General features: G+C 38.8%; 20 protein-coding genes and 2 tRNA genes. 12 read left to right on the top strand and 10 right to left on the bottom strand.

All coding sequences use genetic code 11. The features are described 5' to 3' along the window. Positions 1 to 9 precede the first annotated feature (9 nt). Positions 10 to 615: a riboflavin synthase subunit alpha gene (locus tag HWV01_RS10355; protein ID WP_211675291.1), complete on the bottom strand. Its 606-nt coding sequence runs from the start codon at positions 613 to 615 to the stop codon at positions 10 to 12. A gap of 274 nt (positions 616 to 889) precedes the next feature. Between HWV01_RS10355 and HWV01_RS10350 the strand changes: the two genes are divergently transcribed. Beyond that, a complete protein-coding gene (locus tag HWV01_RS10350) occupies positions 890 to 2266 on the top strand; it encodes an MATE family efflux transporter (protein ID WP_211675290.1) in 1377 nt (458 codons plus the stop codon). Positions 2267 to 2386: 120 nt separating this feature from the next. Here HWV01_RS10350 and norR read toward each other — a convergent pair whose 3' ends face one another. Next, positions 2387 to 4006: a nitric oxide reductase transcriptional regulator NorR gene (gene norR, locus HWV01_RS10345; RefSeq protein WP_211675289.1), complete on the bottom strand. Its 1620-nt coding sequence runs from the start codon at positions 4004 to 4006 to the stop codon at positions 2387 to 2389. A gap of 281 nt (positions 4007 to 4287) precedes the next feature. Between norR and HWV01_RS10340 the strand changes: the two genes are divergently transcribed. After that, complete coding sequence (locus tag HWV01_RS10340) at positions 4288 to 5520, top strand: NAD(P)/FAD-dependent oxidoreductase (RefSeq protein ID WP_211675288.1); 1233 nt, start codon at positions 4288 to 4290, stop codon at positions 5518 to 5520. 83 nt (positions 5521 to 5603) lie between these two features. Here HWV01_RS10340 and HWV01_RS10335 read toward each other — a convergent pair whose 3' ends face one another. Together HWV01_RS10335 and HWV01_RS10330 are read right to left on the bottom strand one after the other, a co-directional pair. After that, positions 5604 to 6104 carry a GNAT family N-acetyltransferase gene (locus tag HWV01_RS10335; protein ID WP_211675287.1) on the bottom strand — a complete coding sequence of 167 codons (501 nt, stop codon included), beginning with the start codon at positions 6102 to 6104 and terminating at the stop codon, positions 5604 to 5606. 102 nt (positions 6105 to 6206) lie between these two features. Further along, positions 6207 to 6734, bottom strand: a complete 528-nt coding sequence (locus tag HWV01_RS10330) for a GNAT family N-acetyltransferase (protein WP_211675286.1) — start codon at positions 6732 to 6734, stop codon at positions 6207 to 6209. A gap of 287 nt (positions 6735 to 7021) precedes the next feature. Between HWV01_RS10330 and hmpA the strand changes: the two genes are divergently transcribed. From hmpA to HWV01_RS10315, 3 genes are all read left to right on the top strand, one after another. After that, on the top strand, positions 7022 to 8212 hold the full coding sequence (hmpA, locus tag HWV01_RS10325) for an NO-inducible flavohemoprotein (RefSeq protein ID WP_211675285.1): 1191 nt from the start codon (positions 7022 to 7024) through the stop codon (positions 8210 to 8212). A gap of 95 nt (positions 8213 to 8307) precedes the next feature. Next, a tRNA-Val gene (locus HWV01_RS10320) sits at positions 8308 to 8383 on the top strand. A gap of 23 nt (positions 8384 to 8406) precedes the next feature. Next, positions 8407 to 8482, top strand: a tRNA-Val gene (locus tag HWV01_RS10315). Positions 8483 to 8712: 230 nt separating this feature from the next. Here the strand turns inward: HWV01_RS10315 and HWV01_RS10310 are convergent. Beyond that, positions 8713 to 9741, bottom strand: a complete 1029-nt coding sequence (locus HWV01_RS10310; RefSeq protein WP_211675284.1) for a hypothetical protein — start codon at positions 9739 to 9741, stop codon at positions 8713 to 8715. 347 nt (positions 9742 to 10088) lie between these two features. On the opposite strand from HWV01_RS10310, the gene HWV01_RS10305 reads away from it, so the two are divergent. Then, positions 10089 to 11027, top strand: a complete 939-nt coding sequence (locus tag HWV01_RS10305; RefSeq protein ID WP_211675283.1) for a hypothetical protein — start codon at positions 10089 to 10091, stop codon at positions 11025 to 11027. A gap of 37 nt (positions 11028 to 11064) precedes the next feature. Here HWV01_RS10305 and HWV01_RS10300 read toward each other — a convergent pair whose 3' ends face one another. The 3 genes from HWV01_RS10300 to HWV01_RS10290 all read right to left on the bottom strand — a co-directional run bounded on the left by HWV01_RS10300 (position 11065) and on the right by HWV01_RS10290 (position 14018). Then, entirely contained in the window at positions 11065 to 12534 is a 1470-nt protein-coding gene (locus HWV01_RS10300; RefSeq protein WP_249185519.1) for a DASS family sodium-coupled anion symporter, read from the bottom strand. A gap of 238 nt (positions 12535 to 12772) precedes the next feature. Beyond that, complete coding sequence (gene htpX, locus HWV01_RS10295; RefSeq protein WP_211675282.1) at positions 12773 to 13648, bottom strand: protease HtpX; 876 nt, start codon at positions 13646 to 13648, stop codon at positions 12773 to 12775. A gap of 184 nt (positions 13649 to 13832) precedes the next feature. Then, positions 13833 to 14018: a hypothetical protein gene (locus HWV01_RS10290; RefSeq protein ID WP_211675281.1), complete on the bottom strand. Its 186-nt coding sequence runs from the start codon at positions 14016 to 14018 to the stop codon at positions 13833 to 13835. Between the two features lie 273 nt (positions 14019 to 14291). Between HWV01_RS10290 and HWV01_RS10285 the strand changes: the two genes are divergently transcribed. Next, positions 14292 to 15059, top strand: coding sequence for a spermidine synthase (locus HWV01_RS10285; protein ID WP_211675280.1), 768 nt, complete (start codon positions 14292 to 14294; stop codon positions 15057 to 15059). A gap of 127 nt (positions 15060 to 15186) precedes the next feature. Here HWV01_RS10285 and HWV01_RS10280 read toward each other — a convergent pair whose 3' ends face one another. Continuing rightward, positions 15187 to 15534, bottom strand: coding sequence for a DUF2956 domain-containing protein (locus HWV01_RS10280; RefSeq protein WP_211675279.1), 348 nt, complete (start codon positions 15532 to 15534; stop codon positions 15187 to 15189). Between the two features lie 408 nt (positions 15535 to 15942). Here HWV01_RS10280 and HWV01_RS10275 point away from each other — a divergent pair, with 408 nt between their 5' ends. Then, entirely contained in the window at positions 15943 to 17004 is a 1062-nt protein-coding gene (locus tag HWV01_RS10275) for a CNNM domain-containing protein (protein ID WP_211675278.1), read from the top strand. A 206-nt stretch (positions 17005 to 17210) separates the two neighbouring features. On the opposite strand, the gene HWV01_RS10270 is transcribed toward HWV01_RS10275, so the two are convergent. Continuing rightward, on the bottom strand, positions 17211 to 17864 hold the full coding sequence (locus tag HWV01_RS10270; protein ID WP_211675277.1) for a beta/gamma crystallin domain-containing protein: 654 nt from the start codon (positions 17862 to 17864) through the stop codon (positions 17211 to 17213). Between the two features lie 615 nt (positions 17865 to 18479). Between HWV01_RS10270 and HWV01_RS10265 the strand changes: the two genes are divergently transcribed. From HWV01_RS10265 to HWV01_RS10250, 4 genes are all read left to right on the top strand, one after another. After that, complete coding sequence (locus HWV01_RS10265) at positions 18480 to 18713, top strand: ubiquitin-like protein (RefSeq protein ID WP_211675276.1); 234 nt, start codon at positions 18480 to 18482, stop codon at positions 18711 to 18713. Between the two features lie 366 nt (positions 18714 to 19079). Next, positions 19080 to 19280 (top strand): hypothetical protein, encoded by a 201-nt coding sequence (locus HWV01_RS10260; protein ID WP_211675275.1) that lies wholly within the window; start codon positions 19080 to 19082, stop codon positions 19278 to 19280. A 34-nt stretch (positions 19281 to 19314) separates the two neighbouring features. Continuing rightward, the gene (locus HWV01_RS10255; RefSeq protein WP_211675274.1) at positions 19315 to 19908 is read left to right on the top strand and encodes a hypothetical protein; all 594 of its coding nucleotides are present in this window, start codon (positions 19315 to 19317) and stop codon (positions 19906 to 19908) included. Next, complete coding sequence (locus tag HWV01_RS10250) at positions 19847 to 21283, top strand: LysM peptidoglycan-binding domain-containing protein (RefSeq protein WP_211675273.1); 1437 nt, start codon at positions 19847 to 19849, stop codon at positions 21281 to 21283. Before HWV01_RS10255 ends, HWV01_RS10250 begins: the two co-directional genes overlap by 62 nt. The last annotated feature ends 614 nt before the right edge of the window (positions 21284 to 21897 follow it).

Below are 21897 nucleotides of genomic sequence, written 5' to 3'. Positions count from 1 at the left end.
TAACGTTAATTACTTATTTGCCATCATACGTTCGACAGTATCAACAATCGCTTGTGTCTGGCTGTCAATTTCAATGTTTACAAACTGACCAATACGACGACTGCCTAGGTTCGTTACGGCTAACGTTTCTGGTATTAAATGCACCCAAAAATGACCGTCAGCTACATCACCTAATGTGAGGCTGATACCATCAATTGAGATAAAGCCTTTTGGTAATACGTATTTTTGCCATTCTTGGGCTATTTTAAAACAGATATCACAGTTAGTTTCAGTACGATTAATGGTGACAATTTCAGCTTGTGTATGTACATGACCCGACAATAGATGCCCGCCAATCTCATCACCAAATTTTGCAGCGCGTTCTAGATTAACTTCATCGCCGACTTCAAGGTCGACAAGATTAGTCACTTTAAGTGTTTCTTCAATCACGTCAAAGCAAACACTGTCATCATTCATCTTTACTACCGTCAAGCATGTACCGTTATTCGCGATACTTGCACCGATAACTAAACCGTCTTGATGTACTTTATCTAGCGCAACTTCTAACGTATGTAATTGCTCTTTTTTGTCGATACTAATAATCTTTGCTTTTCTTTGTACAATACCAGTAAACATAAATGACCTTTATCACTACTTAAACGAATATACCTAACTATATCGTGTTAGTTTAGATAATTCATCTAGTTAATAACTTGATGTTAATATCGAATAAAATAAATTTAAATACATCTTTAAATGCTAGCCATAAAGGATTATTATGCTTCTAGCTGGATCAGGTATGCCCTCACGAACGCGAATATCACAACATTCATAATCACTTCTTTCGTTTTCAGCAACATCAATTCTTAGAATACACAATATAACAACCCCAAAAATATTCGGAGTAGCAGTGCAGAAATATCGATCTGAGGTTTCTAAATTATTTAAATTAATGGTTCCAATTTTGATCGCACAACTTGCGTTCACTGTCATGGGCTTTGTTGATACCGTAATGGCTGGCGCAGTAAGTGCAACAGACATGGCGGCGGTCGCGATCGCCAACAGTATTTGGTTCCCAGTACTCATGTTTTTGATCGGCATTTTAATGGCGATCACCCCTATCGTAGCGCAACTTTATGGCGCTAAAAAGAAAAATCAAATTGCACAAGTGGTTCAACAAGGTATCTGGTTTGTATTAATCACCTTTCTGCCTATGATGGCGCTACTGTATTACAGCCCTATGATCCTTGAGTTCATGCATGTTGAAGATAGATTAGCTGAGCTAACAACAGGTTATTTACGTGTTATTTCATTAGCATTGCCTTTTGCATGTGGTTATCAAGTATTTCGTAGTTACCATGAAGGTCTAGGCATTACCAAACCAACCATGGTGATTGGTTTAATTGGTATCATGGTAAACGTACCTGCAAACTACATCTTCATTAATGGTCACTTTGGTATGCCTGCACTGGGTGGCGTTGGTTGTGCTGTTGCATCTGCATTAGTATTTGTTGCTATGTGTTTTTCGATGATTGCTTATAGCTACTTCCATAAAGACTTTAAAGAGATCAAATTATTCGATCAAGTTTATGGTATCGATAAAAAAGAAATGTCGCACATCATTAGTGTTGGTTTCCCAATTGCCGCATCTATGTTCTGTGAAGTAACTTTATTTGCAGTTGTGTCTATTCTGTTAGCACCACTTGGCGCGATTACGGTTGCAGCACATCAGGTTGCGTTAAACTTCTCATCAATGGTCTTCATGCTACCACTTAGTATTGGTATTGCAGCGACAATTACCGTTGGCCAATATGTTGGGGAGAAAAAACCACTACAAGCGAAGTTTGCCAGTATCACTGCGATGTGGATGGGTGTTGGTTTTTCTGTGATTACTGCGATCTTCACCATTATACTGCGTAACGAGATTGCAGAAATTTATACCGAAGACATGACCACCATTAATATTGCAACAGGTTTAATGTTGATTGCCGCTGTGTATCAAATTTCAGATGCAGTTCAGGTTATTGCTGCTGGTGCATTACGTGGTTATAAAGAAACAAGTGTGATCTTTTACATCACTCTATTCTCTTATTGGGCTGTGGGCATGACTATTGGTTATACGCTGGCATTAACAAATTTAATTGTACCAGCAATGGGCGCAGCTGGTTTCTGGATTGGCTTTATTTCAGGTCTAACAATGGCGGCGATATTGTTATCGATTAAACTTGCAAGTGTTTATAAGAAAACAACGCAGGATCATACAGTTGAGTTAGCGACAGCAGCCTAATCAATATTGCTGTTTGGTTAGCACTAATATAATAAAATAGTTAAAAGGCGGCAGTGATTCAGATCACTACCGCCTTTTTTATACAACTTCGATGACGTTTAATCAAGTAAACGCGATGGCTTACTGAATATCAAGTCGCTTCATCAAGCGATGTAAATTACTTCTATCAACCCCAATCGCGCGTGCCGTTGCCGCCGAATTACCATTATTTTCAGCTAACATACTTTTGATAAACTGGGTCTGGAAATCGTCGGTTATTTGTTTTAGGTTATTATCATTGGCACTCGGGCTAATCACAATTTCGCCTTGTTCAACATTGCTATCAGCCGACATAGCAGCCGATCTATTTATCGGTAAAGAAGACGTAATTTTACTGATCTCATTCGCTGTTTGTATATCTAAATCACTGCTTTCTAGTATCACTACTCGATCATCTTTACGGTTGCGAGCAGCTGCACGCAATGATGCCCTACTCAATAGATGCTCTAATTCTCGCACGTTACCTGGCCATTCATACGCCAATAATACACGCTCAGCCTCTTTGGCTAACGTTAAGTTATTAATGCCGACTTTACGCTGAATTTTAGCAAGGAAATTACCTGCTAATAACAAGATATCATTACCACGTTCGCGTAAGCTTGGTACTTTTAAGGGATACACAGTTAAGCGATGGTATAAGTCATCTCTAAAGCGCCCTTCCGCCACCTCTTTCGCTAAATCTCGGTTAGTCGCGGTGATTAAACGCACATCTACTTTATGCTGTTTGTCACTGCCCAAGCGTTGCAGTTCGCCAAACTGAATTACCCTTAATAGCTTGGCTTGAATAGACATAGGTAATTCACCGATTTCATCTAAGAATAACGTGCCACCATCAGCAAGTTCAAATTTACCCAAACGGTTTTTAGTTGCGCCGGTAAACGCACCTGCGACATGACCAAACAGCTCACTTTCGACCATGGTTTCGGGTAATGCAGCGCAGTTCACTGTAATTAATGCTTCCTTGGCACGTTTTGATGCCATATGAATTCGGCGCGCGACCAGCTCTTTACCCGAACCAGACTCACCATATATCAATGCTGCCAAGTCAGAATCAGCCACTAAGTCTATTTCTAAATTAAGCATGTTCATCGCTGAACTTGAGCCGATCATTTCCTCACTGAACTTCTCGCTAATTAAACTAGCAGTCACTTGCTCTTGTCGTTGCACTCTTTGGTCTAATGCAAAGATTAAGTTGGCGGTTTTTATCACAACTTCGGTCAAGCCAATCATGGAATTCAGGATTTGTGGGTCGAGGAAATCGAAGCGTTGTGAATTAAGCGCATCCATAGTGACAATACCCCACGGCTTGTTATCAATCACTAAAACCGCGCCCATACAATCGTGGACATTAAGTTGTCCATCTGGCGTTTGGATCAAGCCATCATAAGGATCGGGCAGATCACAGGCAGCATCAAAACGGAGTACTTTTTTTTGCACTTCATTTTCGTAGTTAGCTAGAATCTGCTCAAATCTTGGATGTTCTGCAATGGGAAAATGTCGCCCCATTGCTTCTATTTGTAAACCGTTAGCCGATTTAGGCACCAAATTATCGCCTTCCAGCTTGAGTAATACACACGCGTCACATGAAAAAATATCCCGCCATGACTGCAATAATCGGTTATATCTTTGGTGCTTAGGTAGTTCTCGAGAAAGGTCATAGATAATCGTATCTATGCTCTCGATAAAACGGAGATTTTCCATTGTAACTAGTCCTTAAATCGATCATTCAATAAGTATTAGTTATAGCACTGAGTAGTCATAGTGACAACATAAAATACTACAATTATATTTTTATAAAAACCAAGGAGTTAAATAACCACCTTAGAACTATAAATCCACCAGCCTAGCTTGATTTATATCAACTATATTTATCGATTTACTTAAAGGTTTTAACCAAGTATCGAACATGTGATAAAATCACCATATAAATATTTTACTAACTCAATCTGCCGAGATAATACTCGATATAATAAGGAATTCTTGTGTCTTCAACACAACCAGCACATGTCGTCATTATTGGCGCAGGCCCTTCAGGCTCGCTCGCTGCTGCACTACTAAACAAGCAAGGCATTAACGCAACTATTATCGAAAAATCTATATTCCCACGTTTTTCTATTGGCGAGAGTTTATTGCCAGCGTGTATGGAATCACTTAAAAAAGCCGATATGTTTGATGCTGTCAACGCTGCTGGTTTCCAATTTAAAAATGGCGCAGCTTTTCATGCTTCTGGCAAATACACTGAGTTTAATTTCACCGATAAATACACCGCTGGTGAAGGTACTACATTCCAGGTACAGCGTGGACACTTTGACAAATTGCTTGCCGATTGTGCAGAGCAACAAGGCGTCACGATTAGCTATGAGCACGAAGTTAAAAGCGTTGATGTAGATAGAGAGAAACCATTATTAACCATCTTAGATAAAAATAAAAATAGCTATGAAATAGAAGCTGATTTTATCCTTGACGCCAGCGGTTTTGGTCGTGTATTACCGCGTTTACTCGGACTGGAAGAACCATCAACCCTGCCTCCAAGACGCGCTATCTTTACCCATATTGAAGATAACATTACTGCCACTCACTTTGACCGTAATAAGATCTTAATTTCCGTGCATCCAGACGACAGCAAGGTTTGGTATTGGCTCATTCCATTTAGTAATGGAAGTTGCTCGTTTGGTGTAGTAGGTGAACCAGAATTCTTTGCCAACTATCCTGATGACCACCTTGAGGCATTAAAGCAATTAGCCAGAGAAGAGCACAACCTAGCCGCGTTACTTGCACAAGCAAACTACCCTAACGCTTGTGGCTCTATCATGGGTTATTCTGCTAACGTGACTAAGTTGTTTGATCGCCATTATGCTTTGCTTGGTAATGCGGGTGAGTTTTTAGACCCGGTATTCTCGTCTGGTGTGACGATTGCGATGAAATCAGCTGAGCTTGCAACTGACTTATTGATAAAACAGTTCAACAATGAAACCGTTAATTGGCAAACGGAGTATTCAGATACGCTCATGACCGGTGTTAACGCATTCCGCTGTTATGTTGAAGGCTGGTATACTGGTGAATTCCAAGATGTGGTTTTACACGAAAATCCTAATCCGAAGATCAAACAAATGATCTGTTCGATTTTAGCGGGTTACGCGTGGGATAAAACCAATCCGTTTGTCGCAGAACCAGCCCGTCGATTGAAAGTCGTTGCCGAGCTTTGCAAGTCTTAATTCAATAACGAAACCTTCCTCTGTCATTGAGGAAGGTTAATAATTGAGCTCAACAATAATTGTGTCCAAACTTTAAAAATACCCTACAAGAGTTTTTCTATAAGCACTTCGTCTATATACTTACCGCCTATCTTAGCGTGCTTTTTAGCTATACCTATTACTTCGAATCCCTGCTTCAAATAAGTTGCCAATGCATCTTGATTATCATCACGTACATAGGCAAATAGCTTTTCATAACCTTTGGATTTTGCTCGCTCGAACGTGGCGTTAAATAAGCTGGATGCAATACCCTGTCTTCTATAGCTACTATCAACATAGGTGCCGATGATACCAACATGATCAAAGGCATGGGTATACGTTGCAAATGGTTCTACGTTTTGAAAGCCTACAATGTTTGATTCTTCTGAGTTGAATGCAACATTAAAGACGCCTCTTTCAGGGAAGTCTTGAATAAATTGCTCTTCCTCTTCAAGTGAGAAGGTTGTATCAAGAATGGTATAAAGACCAGCCTCGATGATAGGGTTTAATATGTTGATGATGCCTTGTGAATCTGCTTTTTGAACGCCTCTAATTATCAATTTCATTTTGTTCCTTCGCTGTATGAGGTACCCGGCAAAAAATAAGTCAACCATTACAGATAGTTATTAGCGCTTAAATTATCGATGTGTGATACCTATTGTTATATGTTAGGCTTGCAATTGCAGCTGGTATATATGTAAGTCCTGATTTTCATTATCTGCATTCATATAGTTAGGTATTGAACCCACTAACTCTGCACCCGACTTTTTTGCCACTCGAATACTCGAAATGTTATTTTCCAGACATCTAAATTCCATTATTTTTGCATCTGTCCTCTCTAACAAAAAAGAGGATAACTGAGCAATAATTTTAGTCATGATTCCATTACCATGCACAGCATGTGATAACCAATAACCGATCTCAGCAACACCACTATTAATTGAAATAGACTTAATAGCAAAGACACCACAAACTTGCGTGTTGAATTTTATTTTGAACCATCGTGAGCCAGGTAACCCACTATGTAAACGCTCTGCTATGTATTTATGAGCCGATACCTCATCTAGAACACTATCTACCCAATAGAGATACTTCCCTAGTTGGGGTCGACTGGACTCAACTAAATTTAATATAGTTAAAGAATCACCTTCCTCTAGAGAAAGTAATTCTATGCTTTCTGTAACATTCAATTTCATCTTAACTCCTTTATGAACAACATCTTAGCAATTTCAGGCAACAAGGTAAACGGCGGTGAATATTCAAGCTTAATTCCATTTAGTTCACACACATGACGTTGTCATTTGGACGTCGCGTTGTATTATTGACAACTCAAAGTGGTTGTCATAATAACAACCCACTCATAAGCAAAATAGTAAACAATTTAAAAACAACCACTTACAAACTTGGCACAACTACTGCAATAGAACAAATATAAACATTGATGCAGATCAATTATTTCACTAACCTATACAAGGTAGCTATTATGCTAACGCAACACACTATTGATATTATCAAAGCGACTGTCCCTGCTGTTTCTGTTCATGCCAATGATATTACAGCGCATTTTTATCCTTTGATGTTTAGAGAATATCCAGAAGTAAAGCGTTTTTTCAACCAAAAAAACCAAGCAGGTAATGCTCAGCCTAAAGCATTAGCTAATGCACTTGTTGCTTATGCAGCTAATATTGACAATCTTTCAGTATTAGAAAAAGCGGTAAGTGTAATTGTAAATAAACATGTTGTACTTGATATTCAACCAGCACATTATGAAATTGTTGGCGAATGTTTATTAAAAGCGATCAAAGCTGTTCTAGGTGATGCCGCAACAGATGAGGTTATTGATGCTTGGGGACTTGCATACTGGCAACTCGCAGACCTACTTATCGGTGCAGAAGAAGCTGTTTACTCTGCTAATGAAGAAGAAAAAGGCATGTGGCGTGGTGAACGTGAGTTTAGAGTAACTACAAAAGTAGCTGAAAGCGATAACATTATGTCATTCTACCTGACGCCAACCGATGGTGAACCAGCACCGTCATTCACACCGGGTCAATTCATTGGTTTAGTTCTAAATATCGACGGTGAAGAAACACGTCGTCAATACAGTTTATCTGATTCACCAAACTCAGAATACTTACGTATTAGTGTAAAACGTGAGGAAGGTGGTGCGGCATCAGGTTACCTGCACGATCGCATTCAAACAGGTGATACACTTAACCTACTCGCACCTGCTGGCGACTTCATCCTAAAAGACAACAACAAACCAGTTGTACTGGTAACAGGTGGCGTTGGTATTACTCCAGCAATAAGCATGCTAAATAGTTTAAAAGGCACAGACCGCCCTATTCACTTTATTCATGCTGCAATGAACACCAAGGTACATGCATTCCGTGACCATGTAACAAACCTTGCCGCTGAAAACGAAAACATCAAACCCTACTTCGTTTACAGTGATGCAACGTCAGAATGTAAACCAGATGCAACAGGTTTCATCAACTTAGCCATGCTTGAAGACAAAATCGGTGATGATCGTGATGTAGAATTCTATTTCTTAGGTCCAAAACCTTTCATGCAAGCAATGAATGGCTTCGCACCAAAATTAGGGATCCCAGCTGAAAATGTCCATTTTGAATTCTTCGGTCCGTCAGAAGATCTAAATATCAACCCAACTGCTTAATTTTAAAGCAAAGGACTGATATTATTTAAAAAAGACTTGCTGATAATTTGGATGCGGGCTAATATTTGTCTCGTCTTAACGACATACCAAATTATGCTCGCTTAGCTCAGTTGGTAGAGCGCTAGCTCGACATGCTAGATGTCACAAGTTCAAATCTTGTAGCGAGCACCATTTTTTAAAATGGTACAAACAACGCGTCCTTAGCTCAGTTGGTAGAGCGCTAGCTCGACATGCTAGATGTCACAAGTTCGAATCTTGTAGGACGCACCAAATAATGAAGCCTTGCTCAATGAGCGAGGTTTTTTTATATCTAAAATTCAGGGTTTGTTATATTTGAAGTGCATCGAGAATAGTTAACATTAAGCTTGAATGCATTACCACCACAGGTTTAGCAATACTCATACACAGTAAACCCGCTAAACCAATTAATGTGCAACCGGCTTAGCAGAGTTTCAATACTGATCAACACTCTTGGTATTAAGCGTTTAAATCCCGCGCTTTCAAAGCTCAGATAAACAAGAACGACTATCAACACCCGCATCGTTCAAAACACTTAACTGATTAACAATAATCGCTTTTAGTTCAGAGACCGCAGCAACATAGTCTGCATCAACGTGTTGCAGAGCTTCATAACCAGGGAAGCTTAATCTTAACTTACTCATTTGCTTATCTATGCTGTTAATCACCAAGACTGAACTTGCGTGATAAATTTTAACTAGCTTATCTGCTTTCTGTTTATCAATAATAGATAAACCCTCTAAGATCCCTGCTTCACCCACAAAATGCTCTGCCATTGCAAACTCAACATCTTTATACCATTCACGTACCGCTAACAGTGGCACGACATCAGTATTCAACCCCTTGTGATACGTTGCTAAGATCGGTATTTGTCCAAACAGCTCATCAAAGTGTTCTTGAGTATTAGCGTATTTTATCATGGCTGGAAATAACAGCTTAATGTCATCAAGCTTTAGCTGTTCATTGTTTGCAAGGATTAATGCTTGTTGTTTAGCATTACGCCATTTAGATGAGAACCAACAAAACATCCCTGCATTATCTAAACAGCATTGAAGATTTTTCAGTGTACTCGCAGACCCTAACTGATGAGTATTGACAAACGGCGCGAGTTTCTTATTTAACGGTTTTAAAATGGCTAATTGCTGTTGTAATTCAGCCAAACGAAAATCCATTTCATAACAATTAAAACTATCATCCCTTAACGACCACAGTGCTTGTGGCGCACTTTCGATAATCTTCACCAATGCTGCAAGTTGTTCGCGACTGGTTGCAGAACCTTGAAAACAAATATGTAACCTTGATGGTAAATTTGTGATTAACGGTGAATAGCTATCTTGCAATTGCTGACAGCTAACGAGAACAGCATCAAGCTCAAGGGTCTGGAATTCTATCGCTTCAAGTGTCATCAAGCCCGAGATACCCAAGTTACTTAGCTGTTTAACAGCGCAAGCATGTGAATCGTCGTTTAGTGTTTTATCTTGTAGTAAACGATTCGTTTCCAAAGATGACATTATTTTATCCTACTCAATATTAGATTATGCAAATTAACCACATGTTTAGCTTAACATAATCAACTTCAAATATTTAACAGGCTTCAGCTTACCTTATTCCTAACACTTAATCGACCTACTTCATCTTACCCGCTATTCGCAGTGGCAGAAGAACACACAGCCCTAACGCGGCAAGAGCCCATTAAATTATTAGATCCAGATCAATTAACAAGAAATAACTCGTACTAAGACTGGCATAGTTGTTGAATGTGAATAATTAGTTATTTAAATATTTATTAAAAACTGTTTAAATGTTGTAGTTATTATTGATGATATAAATTCAGTGAATTCAAAGAAAGTGGTGATCTATGAAGACAAAGCCAGTATTAGACCAATTCATTCAGCGCCATCAGTTGGATGCAGACTATTTAACCCATGCATCAAAAAATTTTTCGAGTGCACTGTTGAGTATCGTAGCGCACCAAAAACAAGCAAAACAAACCTTCCTCGTTGGTATCAATGGCTGTCAAGGTTCAGGTAAGTCAACGCTTGCTGATTATCTAGGCACTCGCCTAAGCACAGAGTTTGACTTAAACGTCGCGGTAATATCACTTGATGACTTTTATTACAGTCGGCATCAGCGCAACGAACTGGCCAACCAAGTTCATCCTTTACTGCGTACCCGCGGTGTTCCCGGCACGCACGACATGAATCTTGCTAATGCGACATTAGATAAGCTGTGTGCAGGCGCAAGCGAAAGCGAACCAGTAAAATTACCAAGATTTAACAAGTTTGCAGATAACCCTTACCCACAATCACAATGGCCAATTGTAGACCGCCCTATTGATGTGATTATATTGGAAGGTTGGTGTTTAGGTGTGCAACCCCAGTTAATGAAAGAGCTTATTTATCCGATCAACAAATTAGAAGCAATAAAAGACAAGTACGGGATTTGGCGCAGTTATGTTAACCAACAATTAAAGCAGAACTACCAGGAATTATATCAACGTATTGATCATTGGATCATGCTTAAAGCACCCAGCTTTAACAGTGTACAAGCATGGCGATTAGAGCAGGAAAACAAACGTCAAACACTTGAAGAAAATACTGACCATAAGCAAAAAGAAACATTCATGACAAGTGCAGAGGTCCGTAACTTCACCGCTTATTTCCAGCGTATTACCGAGCAGTGTTTAGCCACGCTTCCCAATCAATGTGATTGGGTATATGAGCTAGATAATCAGCGTAACATCGTCAATATCGTGCATCAACAATCGCTAGGCGAAACTGCTACAGATTCAATTTAGCTATTTGCTCACTCAATTTAACTGATTATCACTAAATCTAACTGATAGTAACAAAAAACAGAATAACCGTATAAACGAGTCCTAAACCAGCAAGTCCCATGATAAGTCCCACTCTTGCCATGTCCTTGCTGGCAACTAATCCAGTTGCATACGCCAACGAATTAGGAGGCGTTGAAACAGGTAGTATCATTCCTAGTGACGCAGAACAAGCCACCACAACCAGCATCACCAATAATGATAAATCATCCATCGATGTTGCGACCGCTGCTGCAATTGGCATTAACAAATTCGCAGTTGCTGTATTTGAGATAAAATTTGCCATCAACCAACACACAAAAGACATGACCAAGATAACTAACAAGGCTGGTAACACAGAGTAATCAATCGCATTTGCCATCACTCCCGCTAACCCTGTTTTATCTAATGCAATACCAATCGCAATACCACCAGCAACCAGCCATAACACATCCCAATTAATTAACTTCAATTCTTCTTTACCTATGATGCCAGTTAACGTAAATATCGCCAGTGGCACAATCGCGACAACATAGGTATTCATGCCATGTAGACCAGTACTCATCCACAAGATAATCGTTAACGCAAAGGTGATATAAACCACGATGGCTTGCCAACTACGTTGAAAGTCACCGCCAAGCTGTAAATGTAAGCTGTCACCGCTAAAGGGAAACAGTTTTTGTAATAACCACCATGCAAAAGCCAGTAGCACGATGACAAAGGGCAAACCAATCATCATCCAATCCAGAAAACTGACATTATAAAGACGGTCTAAATACTGCAGCGCAATTGCATTCGGCGGCGTACCAATCGGTGTCGCGATCCCGCCAAGGTTAGCAGCAATGGGCACACTTAATACTAATGCTTTGACACCCTTTTCTTCTTTCGGCACAGACATCAGGATTGGTCCTAACAAGGACAGCATCATCACCGTCGTTGCCGTGTTTGACATAAACATAGAAAACAACGCAGTGATCATCATCAAGCCAAGCATAATCATAGCGGGTTTAGTGCCAAACGGTTTTAATAATACGTTAGCTAGATTTGTATCCAAAGCATATTTATTTGCTGCAATTGCAAGTGAGAAACCACCTAAAAACAACACAATAATCGGTGACGAAAAAGCAGCGAAAATATCGTTATAATGCATCAGCCCCTCGATATTAGTGGCGGGATCGATCCCATCATTAAAAAAACGAAAACTGTAAAGCCCTTGATCTGAGAGCATCACTAACTCAAGCGTTATAATTAAAATCGATGTGGCAAAGACAGGCACAGGTTCGAGGATCCACAATAAGGCAGCAAGGACAAAAATGGCTAACAATCGATGTTGTATAATACTAAGGTTATCAAAGGGTAATTGTGAGGTTGGGACAGAGAGTAAAAACAGCGGAATGCCAAACGAAATTAATAGTTTAACTAATCTAATCATTAACAAATGGCTACCGTTACCGTCAACCACAGGTACTTTATCTACAGTTATGTTCGTCATTAGCTTTAACCTCATAAGCCACTAATTCATAACATATAAAATACACTTTTTTGATCTTTATTATTCGTTTGTCTATCACGTTTTAAACGTATAAAACATTTAGGTAACCATAAAGAGATACTTTCGTTAGTGATCTTACAGAAAACAAAAAAGCCCCAAAGGTATAATCTTATTTTTAGTAAGACTACCAATGGGGCTAACTTAATCATCAGAAATGATTATTTATAACATCCGTAAATTAAAGGTTACGTAATGCGTTAATACGGTTTTGAAGCGGTGGATGGCTCATTAATAATTCCATCATCGTCTTCTTACCTGTAATACCAAACGCCATCATCGAACCTTCAAGTTGTGTTTCTTGACTTGTTTTTAGACGTTCTAGTGCAGCAATCATCTTCTCTTTACCAACTAGATTTGCTGCGCCAGAGTCTGCCTTAAACTCACGTTGACGGCTGAACCACATTGTTAAGAAGCTTGCTAAGAAACCAAATAGCATTTCTAACACCATTGATACGATGAAGTAAGTCATAAAGCTACCACCTTCACCCTCGCCTTCTTCATCATCCGATGTGAAACCACTTACTGCATTAGCAATAATACGTGATAAGAAGATAACAAACGTATTCACAACACCTTGCATCAAGGCCATTGTGATCATGTCACCGTTAGCAACATGATTGATTTCGTGGGCAACAACAGCTTCTGCTTCATCACGTGTCATTTGTGCTAATAGACCCGTTGATACCGCAATTAAAGCGTCATCGCGTTTAGCACCCGTTGCAAATGCATTCATCTCGGCAGCATCATAAATAGCAACATCAGGCATGCCAATACCCGCTTGTTTTGCTTGTCGAGTAACGGTTTCTAATAACCAATGTTCATTCGAGTTACGAGGCTCTGTGATGATCTCGCCGCCAATTGAACGTAGCGCCATTTTCTTCGACATCATTAATGAGATTAATGAACCACCAAAACCAAACAATACCGCCATCACCAACAACCCAGAAAGGCTACCTGATTGAATACCGGTAGTTGCATAGATAATGTTTAATACAATACTAAAAACCACCATTACGGCCAGGTTGGTTGCAAGGAATAGCATAACGCGTTTCATATATGTGTTTTCTCCAATCAAAATAGAATGACATAATATGACAAAATTCAGAAAACGCAAAGAGATGACACTGTAAAGAGGAGTAAAGAATAAAAAATGACCTTTAAATGCTTAATACATCTAAAGGTCCAAAATACAAATGTCGCTGAGTGATGACACTGTATGTACTACAAAATAAAAAAGGTTAATTAACCGCTATATGAATAAGGTCAATAAGCTCTGTTTCTGTCGCAGGTTCACGAGCAAGGTCTAACTCGGGAGCCGCGCCACCACTTAGAGAGTAAACTTTCGAACCACAGTGATCGTAATGATACCAAGTACCATCAATACACACGTCCGTGTAACATTTAGGGTTGCGTAATAATTCCATCTTTACCGCCTTTACTCATGTGTGAATCACTTTACATACTGTTCACATTAACTATAAACGCATAGACTGATACCAGCCATTGATACAGATCAAGTTACAATTCGTTTAATGCTTTGTCACCATTTTATTTCGCTAACTTGCAACACAGGCACGCGTCATTTATCATCATGGTGCTTAACACCCCCACTATACACTCGCTAAATACGATTAACTCATCACTGAACTAAGCTTAGACATTAGGGCTTACAAGGCTATATAAAAGGTTAAAATACGATGGATATTAATGGTACCTGTATTTCACACACTGTCGATGAACACGGTCCTATCTACGTTTATGAAACAAGGACTAGCCGGATCCTCAGCTTTGATGGGAAGATCTATCAAAGTTACATGAAACTGAATAACATTAATGGATTAGCACTCGGCTACACACAAGCTATGATGACGGGTTTATTGTTTATCCCTATACTAAAAACAGTCTCGATTATGGGACTCGGTGCAGGCTCAATGGCAAAGAACCTACTCAGTAGTTTCTCCGACTTAAACGTACACGTGGTTGAATACCGTGAAGCAGTAGCTAAGACCGCAAAAAAATATTTTAGCTTGCCCGACACTGACCGCCTCTTCATTCATATAGACGATGCTGTTAACCACATGAAAAATACCAACATGAAAAGCGACATTATCTTTTCAGATCTATACAACTCAGCAGGTATGGAACCAAAGCAAATACAGTCATCCTACTTGTCTGATTGTAAAAGTGCACTCAACGAACAAGGTGTCCTTGTACTCAATATTTGGCATACGACTCTTAAATCACGTCAAGAGTTAGATGAATTACTCGCACTCGAATTTGAAGGCCGACTACTCAGCTTCGAAGTCGAAAGTGGAAATACGATCGTACTCGCATTCAAAAACAACATCCCTTCAATAAAAAGAGCAGAGCTACTGACTAAAGGTAAATGGCTGCAGGAAGAAATGAACATTCCGATGGAACGTTATGCTGAATTACTTTGGGATACGCAAAATTTATCAGGATAGCAAGCTAACAACACCCACTATGTATACAAATAGGTGTCGCTGGATGACACCTATTCTTATACTAAATATAAGATTTAATGCTGTCTGTAACCGATGTCGCGAGCTCACGGATTAGGTAGCAAAACGATTAACCTACTTTAAGCACACCAGTTTGTACAAGATAACCTGCAAAACCAGCCCAGCTTAGTGCTAATAATGCCCAAGGTAATCGACTTGAACTTGATTTTGCTTGTTCAATTTCAATATCTGCTTCATTTTCTTTTGCTACTGCCGCGTTATTAGATCTTATTTTTTGTTTTTTCTGTTTATCAAGTTGGCGAACTTTAGCTTTATGCTGTTTTTTGTATTCGGCTATTCCCTTTTCAATACCTGCTGCGATCAATTTAGTCTGCTCTCTGCTTTGACCTGGTTTTTTAATACCGTTAGCAATGCGTGTCGATTCAGTTTGCACTTCTGTTGATACTTTCTGTGTCATGGATTTTTCACTCTTAATTCAGTTACCTTGATGATAAATAACTCAGGTCCATGTTGCAAGTTTGCAAGATTACATTCCAAGTTTCCGATGATCTATTTCTGGAAAACCGTGCAGTCATGTTCTCATGGAATATGTTGAAAAAAATAATCAAGTTATACCAAGTTTACTTATTAAGGGGTCAATAATGCTTAGCATTATTGCACTAAGCCATTGTTGGACATAAACGTGTTAGAATTATTGTACAAGCTGATAGTAATACTCATTGTTTTTTGTTGGATAAGTGAAGACATTCAACTGTTAACTATAAAATTTTAATTGATGTTTTATATGAGTGATGTTGTACGTTTAAAACGGAAGTGACATAGTTAACATAAATAATTTGCGGATTCCGTAGCAAAAGGGGAAGTTATGTTTCTTCTAGGATTATATTTATTTATTGCCTTATTTTTTTCATTCTTGTGCTCTATTGCTGAAGCTGTTTTGTTGAGTGTGTCTCGTGTACACATTGCCATAATGGAAAAAGAAGGGCATAAAGCAGGTGGAATTCTACACGTATTAAAAGAGGATATTAATAAGCCGTTAGCAGCGATCCTAACTCTGAATACAATTGCGCATACGGCAGGTGCCGCAGGAGTTGGTGCTCAAGCAACAGTTGTTTTTGGAAACTCTTCACTGGGTATTGTTTCAGCGGTATTAACTTTACTGATCCTCGTTTTTTCAGAGATAATTCCTAAAACACTGGGCGCTTCGTATTGGAAGGAGTTGGCCCCAGTCACCGCTTACAGTCTGAAGTTTCTGATTTTTGTATTGTATCCGTTTATCAAAATGTCGGAAATTATTACCCGTAACATTCAGGGTAAGGAAGACTCAGCAGGTTTTAATCGCAATGAATTTACCGTCATGGCACAGTTAAGTGCCGAGGAAGGTCATATCGATAAGGAAGAAGCCACCATATTACAAAACCTGCTGCTATTACAAAAAATTAAGGCCAATGATGTGATGACACCAAGCACAGTGATACTTTGTGCTTCCCAAAATTTAAAAGTAGAAGAGTTTTTTCATAAATATAAGAAAACTCGATTTACGCGAATACCCATTTATGACAAAGATCCAGATGACATTGTTGGTTTTGTTATCCGCTCTGATCTGCTATTGGCGCAAGCTCGCGGCAATAAAGATACCCGATTAAATAACTACCTCCGAAAAATGCCAACTTTTCTGGATGTTATATCTTTATCTCATGTCATGAAGGAATTATTATCTGGTAAAATCCATATTGCGCTAATTGTAAATGAATATGGTACTGTTCGGGGAATATTAACACTGGAAGATATCTTGGAAACCCTGATTGGTCGTGAAATTATCGACGAAGATGACAAAGATATTGATATGCAAAAATTAGCAAAACGCTTATGGAAAATCAAAGCTAAAAAATTCGGCATTAAACCAGGCAATACCAGAGCTGATTAGATTATCTATTCATCCCCACTAACCATAAGATCGTTATTCGCAGTGGTCATGTTGGAGCAGTAAATCAAGGCAAGTTTATCTCGGGATTAAAGATATCAACAATGTGACATTTTAAACTTGCCTTAACATGGTGAGACATGCAACCCATACGTGTTATTGTTAAAATAATCTGACGAAAGGGTTATAATGCGGTTCTTGTCGTTGGTTTACATAAAATTGACCGTATCAAGGATCAAATTGAATAAATTGTTACCTTTAACCTCTACAGCCATATTTTTAGGATAATTAAGAGACGCGTCCCAATCAACAGATGCTTCAACACCATCCGTTTTAAAATACAGCGCCCCATTAGCAACAAATTCACCATAATTGCTAGATGAAAGGTCAGTGTCACGAACTTGTACCGAAATGTACATATCATGCTCGGGAGTCATATCCCCAACAGCAATATAATCATTATCATTAGACGTTGTAATGACTTCAGGCATAACGCCAATGCTACCTGCGATTTTAGCGAACAAGGTGTATTCGTTAGAATTAGAGCCTGAATGGTCGATGAGACGAATTTTAACCACTTGGTTTTCTTCTGGAACAATTTTAAAACAAGAGAGTCCTTGGAGTTCATTTATATTAGCCTGGTCTTCTTTGTACTCTCGATAAACACCCGCTGCGCCTTGGTGTTGCCAGCAGTGGAGAGAGCAAGCAGATCCAACTTTAACTGAATAAGCTTTGTCATTGAAATCTTCTTTAACACAGTCATACACCTTATCAGTAACCTCATAAGGACCATATTGAGAACCTTCGAAACTAAAATCTGAAAAGAATAATACAGTACGAGCAGTAATTTTAGTGTTTTCCATAATATGTGTAATTTCCATTTTATATATTGAAAGAATGTCTTAATTAAAAGCACAATTAAATATAGCAACACTAAAAGAAAACTAAACCACCACGTAACACTTTAGGGATATGAATCACATAAGGTAATTGCTTATTCAATAGTACAGGCACAGAAATATTACTTAGTATCAATAACTGTTTGTCACAATAATCATTATTCATCTGCTAAGTTGAAGCCCCCACCTCGCTTCGCGCCCGACAAGTCAGGTTTTACTGCGCGGTTATTTCTACATTAAATCGACTGTCTTCTACGTAACAGCTTAGCTATCATGCTCAGTGCCATATCGGCCTTACTCATTTTTCCTGCTTTGTTTTTCCTTAGTGCCACTATCGCGTCTTTGAATTTACGCCGAGCATGAGCCAGCAGCCCACAAGTTTGTTGCTTGCCTGCTGATAAGCCGCGTAGCCATCGAGTTTAAATAGCCATTAAACAGAAAGCGTCCTATTCGACTTGACTTGACAATACAATGTTAACGATAATGATAAAGCATTGATAATAATAAAATATTGATACGGTTTTGTGGCTTAGAGTCCACGTAGTCATATATATTTCAACTTACAACAGGGAATTGTTCATGAGTATACAAATTAATGTAAAAAAGCTAGCAGGATCTAACCGAGTTTCAACTTATGGTGTAGAGCTAACGGATACTATTAAAGTACTTAAATTGAAGATAAAAGATAAAGAAGGAGGGATACCACCTGAAGCGTTTCGTCTTATATATTTAGGGAAGCAAGTTGAGGACAGTAAGACGATTGCAGACTATTCTGTTGAAGAAGGATCAACTTTGTATCTCGTACTTCGATAGAAAGCGGCTTGCTCCCGTAAGCTCGCTAACTTTTTTAAATCAAAAACCTTATTCAGTTTGCTTGTCTTTTAATCTGCGCAACTGATTTTGGGGAAAATTTGGCTTAGCGCAATTGCACTAAGCCAAAGCTGGACAGAACCTTGATAGTGTAATTATACTAGACGGTGGTGCTACTCATTAGATTTTGTTATATCCAATGCCATAAGTTCACCTAGCAAGTAAAACATCCCCTTACACATAAATTAAGAGAAATTTAAATATACCTATTTGAAAAATAGTTATTTTACCTATGATTTCAGTGAGAATTTAAATTTATGAACTGATAAGATTATTCCTTTTGGAATCGGTTTTATTTATAGGTATTGTATGCGATATGAAAGTTTGCCTAGTGAGGCAGTAAAGGACTACGATACTCGTAGACAAAAAGAGATAAGCGATAGAGAAAACCAAAGTAATCGTATCGTGCATGAAGTTAAAGAATTAAAGCATCATTACGCCTTAGATATTCATTGCGGTATTGAAACATACAAGCAAGCCATTAAATCTAATATACCCTTTTCAAATTAAAGATGTAATACCTGCTAATTGGAAAGCTGAAGAAATGGGTCCATCTAAAACTAGACTCACATACCCGCTTGCTGATAATACCCCAAAAACGTTAATGTTACGCTATCGTGATTCATTTATGAGTGCTTATCAAATCGATGAAGTCACTGTGGATGGAGCCGTTCACGATGCATTTTTACCTTGCTATCTAGCTGTTCAGGTTGAAAACCGACTTGGGCTACCTACACAGGGCTTTATTTATCATTTTATCGATTCTAAATTTGCACATGAATATAAAATAAATACCAAACCCGGAGCGTGGAATTTTAGTCCAACCCACTCTACAAGTGACTCACTTTCTGATGATATTATCGACCTTTCACTTAACTTCGTCTTACTTCCAACAAAGTTAAAAAATGCACCTGTGAAGCAGCACCTTTTTTATCGTCAAGATAAATTAATTCAAGACGATTTTTCTGATATTAATGATGGGTGGCTTACTAAGAATGCAGTCAGTATTGATACAAAGGCTCTAATATCAGCGTTAGAAGAACCCCTAAAACGGGTAAATGGTAGTGATGACAGTAATGAAATCAATACCCCCCCCAGCTCAAACACACGTAGTAAAAATAGGAGATACATGGAGTAGCATAGCGGCTAAATACGGATTAGCGCCTAAAGCATTATTAAACCTTAATATGAAGTTTGACAAAGACCCCGACAGCTTAGCAGCTGGTGACTCATTACAAGTTGAGGAATCGAAACAAGCTCAATGTAACGAGGTTGATAATACATTGCCTGCATCTGCGGTTAAAATTGAAAATAACACACCTAATTCAACGTATCAGTTTAACGGTAAAATGTTGACATCAGAGGTTCACACGTTAAAAGAAGGGACACTACCTTTTGCAATGCCCTTGCTTAACCTCGGCATTAAGACATCAGCAATAAAAGATATTGATGATTGTTATTTATTTTTTGGTGACAGTGATGAAACGCTTGAATCGTTTGCTGAAGATGTTTATGGCAGTGATGATTTATTTTTTGTTGAGCATATTAAGAACACTAACCCGCATTTAAAGTATTCCTTTGGGCAAATAAAATCAGGAATGCCAGTAGTAGTAACTACTTGGAAAACAAAGCACAATGAAGAAGAAAATACCATTGCGCAAGCTAAAGAGTTAATGACTCAGTATCTCACTTTAAACGTAGATGAACGACAATGGTTTGCTGATAACCATGATGTTGTTACTGAAGTCTTAACCATGTCCGCAGAAGGTGGGATGGATAGCTTGCAAGTCAATGCTGATACTGGTGAGCTTATTGAAATTAACCTTAATAACATTATAGCAAGCACAGGCGCGGTAATCGCTGGTGTGGGAACGCAAGGTGACCATATTAGCAAAAGACTAAAAGCTTTTTCGGATTACTCTAATTACATATCGTCCAAAACAGCAGGTTTAACAGGGCAAGCTCTCTACTCTAATACTGACTATAAGGATTGGCGAAAACGAGAAAGAGCATTCCGAGGAGAGATGAAGTCACAGCTCGGGCAGATGGGTAAGCCTAAGTACATAAAAGGGCTCCAAGCGAAAAATATAGGTAACCTGTTAAACGTTAACAAGCGACAAATTTACCGTTCCAAAGATTTCGCTAAAGCGATGGGTGGAATTGGAATGACGCCACTATACAAGCAAGCTATGTCGTTCAGTAAACAAATCAAAATTGGCGGATGGATTGTCACCGGTTTAGGTCTATATGGCAACGCCGCTGATATTTATCGGGATTGTAACATTAGCGGAGTAATGAGCGAAACATGTGGGAGGTCGGCAGCTAGGAATTTGTCGTCAGGAATATTTAATGTTACGGCTGGGTATGTGTTAGGCATAGCTTTAATGGCTGCTCCGGTTACAGGTGGATTATCAATAGTACTAGTGAGTGCTGGTACGCTTGCTTGGGGTATGTATGGCGGTGACAAATCCAACGAAGTTGGCTCATTTATTGAAGAGGTTATATTTGACTAATGGATATACTAATACACGAGATGATGAAATATTCAGCAATACTTTCTGTGTTAGGTGCTATTGCTGTTCTCATACCTAATATTTACTTATCGATAAAATTAAGGAACCACAAGCAAATAATTATAGAAAGCATAATCTCAGGAGTACCAGAACGACTTCAATTCAGAATTAGTGTTGGTGTTAATGCGAATATGTCTTGGGTGTTTGCTTCATATGCAATATATATATGGTTTTCTTATTTACTTTTTCGCTATGGGCACCATGTTACTCAAGATGAGTTTAAATCATGGCATCAGGCCACTAAGAAAGCATTTGGTCGCTATTTTTACCTTGGTCTGCTCTCTGCGTTCGGGGGAAATTGTTTCGCATTCGGCTTTATATTTTTTATTCCCCTTTCTACCTTATCTTAAGTGGCTGTGAGCTCAGTGAGACCGTCCCCCTTTATTGGTGGCCTGTTTTGCTCTTGCGATGAAAAACAGCATTCATTCCTCACATAAGAAAATGTATGGCAAATCGATATGAAAACATCGTGAGTGAGTAACTGCTCTAACGCAGAATGGGGCAATTTTGAGTTAGCTAGGCTAGCCAACTCAATTCTGGACAAAGTCTTGTTA

The sequence above is a fragment of the Moritella sp. 5 genome (genome assembly GCF_018219455.1).
Taxonomy (GTDB): domain Bacteria; phylum Pseudomonadota; class Gammaproteobacteria; order Enterobacterales; family Moritellaceae; genus Moritella.
The sequence above is the reverse complement of the archived record's forward strand: the minus strand, read 5'-3'. Positions and strand labels throughout refer to the sequence as shown.

Coding starts and splice junctions, on each gene's coding strand:
- HWV01_RS10355 (WP_211675291.1), bottom strand. CDS start 615: ATGTTTACTGGTATTGTACAAAGAAAAGCAAAGATTATTAGTATCGAC.
- norR (WP_211675289.1), bottom strand. CDS start 4,006: ATGGAAAATCTCCGTTTTATCGAGAGCATAGATACGATTATCTATGAC.
- HWV01_RS10335 (WP_211675287.1), bottom strand. CDS start 6,104: ATGAAATTGATAATTAGAGGCGTTCAAAAAGCAGATTCACAAGGCATC.
- HWV01_RS10330 (WP_211675286.1), bottom strand. CDS start 6,734: ATGAAATTGAATGTTACAGAAAGCATAGAATTACTTTCTCTAGAGGAA.
- hmpA (WP_211675285.1), top strand. CDS start 7,022: ATGCTAACGCAACACACTATTGATATTATCAAAGCGACTGTCCCTGCT.
- HWV01_RS10310 (WP_211675284.1), bottom strand. CDS start 9,741: ATGTCATCTTTGGAAACGAATCGTTTACTACAAGATAAAACACTAAAC.
- HWV01_RS10305 (WP_211675283.1), top strand. CDS start 10,089: ATGAAGACAAAGCCAGTATTAGACCAATTCATTCAGCGCCATCAGTTG.
- HWV01_RS10300 (WP_249185519.1), bottom strand. CDS start 12,534: ATGACGAACATAACTGTAGATAAAGTACCTGTGGTTGACGGTAACGGT.
- htpX (WP_211675282.1), bottom strand. CDS start 13,648: ATGAAACGCGTTATGCTATTCCTTGCAACCAACCTGGCCGTAATGGTG.
- HWV01_RS10290 (WP_211675281.1), bottom strand. CDS start 14,018: ATGGAATTATTACGCAACCCTAAATGTTACACGGACGTGTGTATTGAT.
- HWV01_RS10285 (WP_211675280.1), top strand. CDS start 14,292: ATGGATATTAATGGTACCTGTATTTCACACACTGTCGATGAACACGGT.
- HWV01_RS10280 (WP_211675279.1), bottom strand. CDS start 15,534: ATGACACAGAAAGTATCAACAGAAGTGCAAACTGAATCGACACGCATT.
- HWV01_RS10275 (WP_211675278.1), top strand. CDS start 15,943: ATGTTTCTTCTAGGATTATATTTATTTATTGCCTTATTTTTTTCATTC.
- HWV01_RS10270 (WP_211675277.1), bottom strand. CDS start 17,864: ATGGAAAACACTAAAATTACTGCTCGTACTGTATTATTCTTTTCAGAT.
- HWV01_RS10265 (WP_211675276.1), top strand. CDS start 18,480: ATGAGTATACAAATTAATGTAAAAAAGCTAGCAGGATCTAACCGAGTT.
- HWV01_RS10260 (WP_211675275.1), top strand. CDS start 19,080: ATGCGATATGAAAGTTTGCCTAGTGAGGCAGTAAAGGACTACGATACT.
- HWV01_RS10255 (WP_211675274.1), top strand. CDS start 19,315: ATGGGTCCATCTAAAACTAGACTCACATACCCGCTTGCTGATAATACC.
- HWV01_RS10250 (WP_211675273.1), top strand. CDS start 19,847: ATGAAATCAATACCCCCCCCAGCTCAAACACACGTAGTAAAAATAGGA.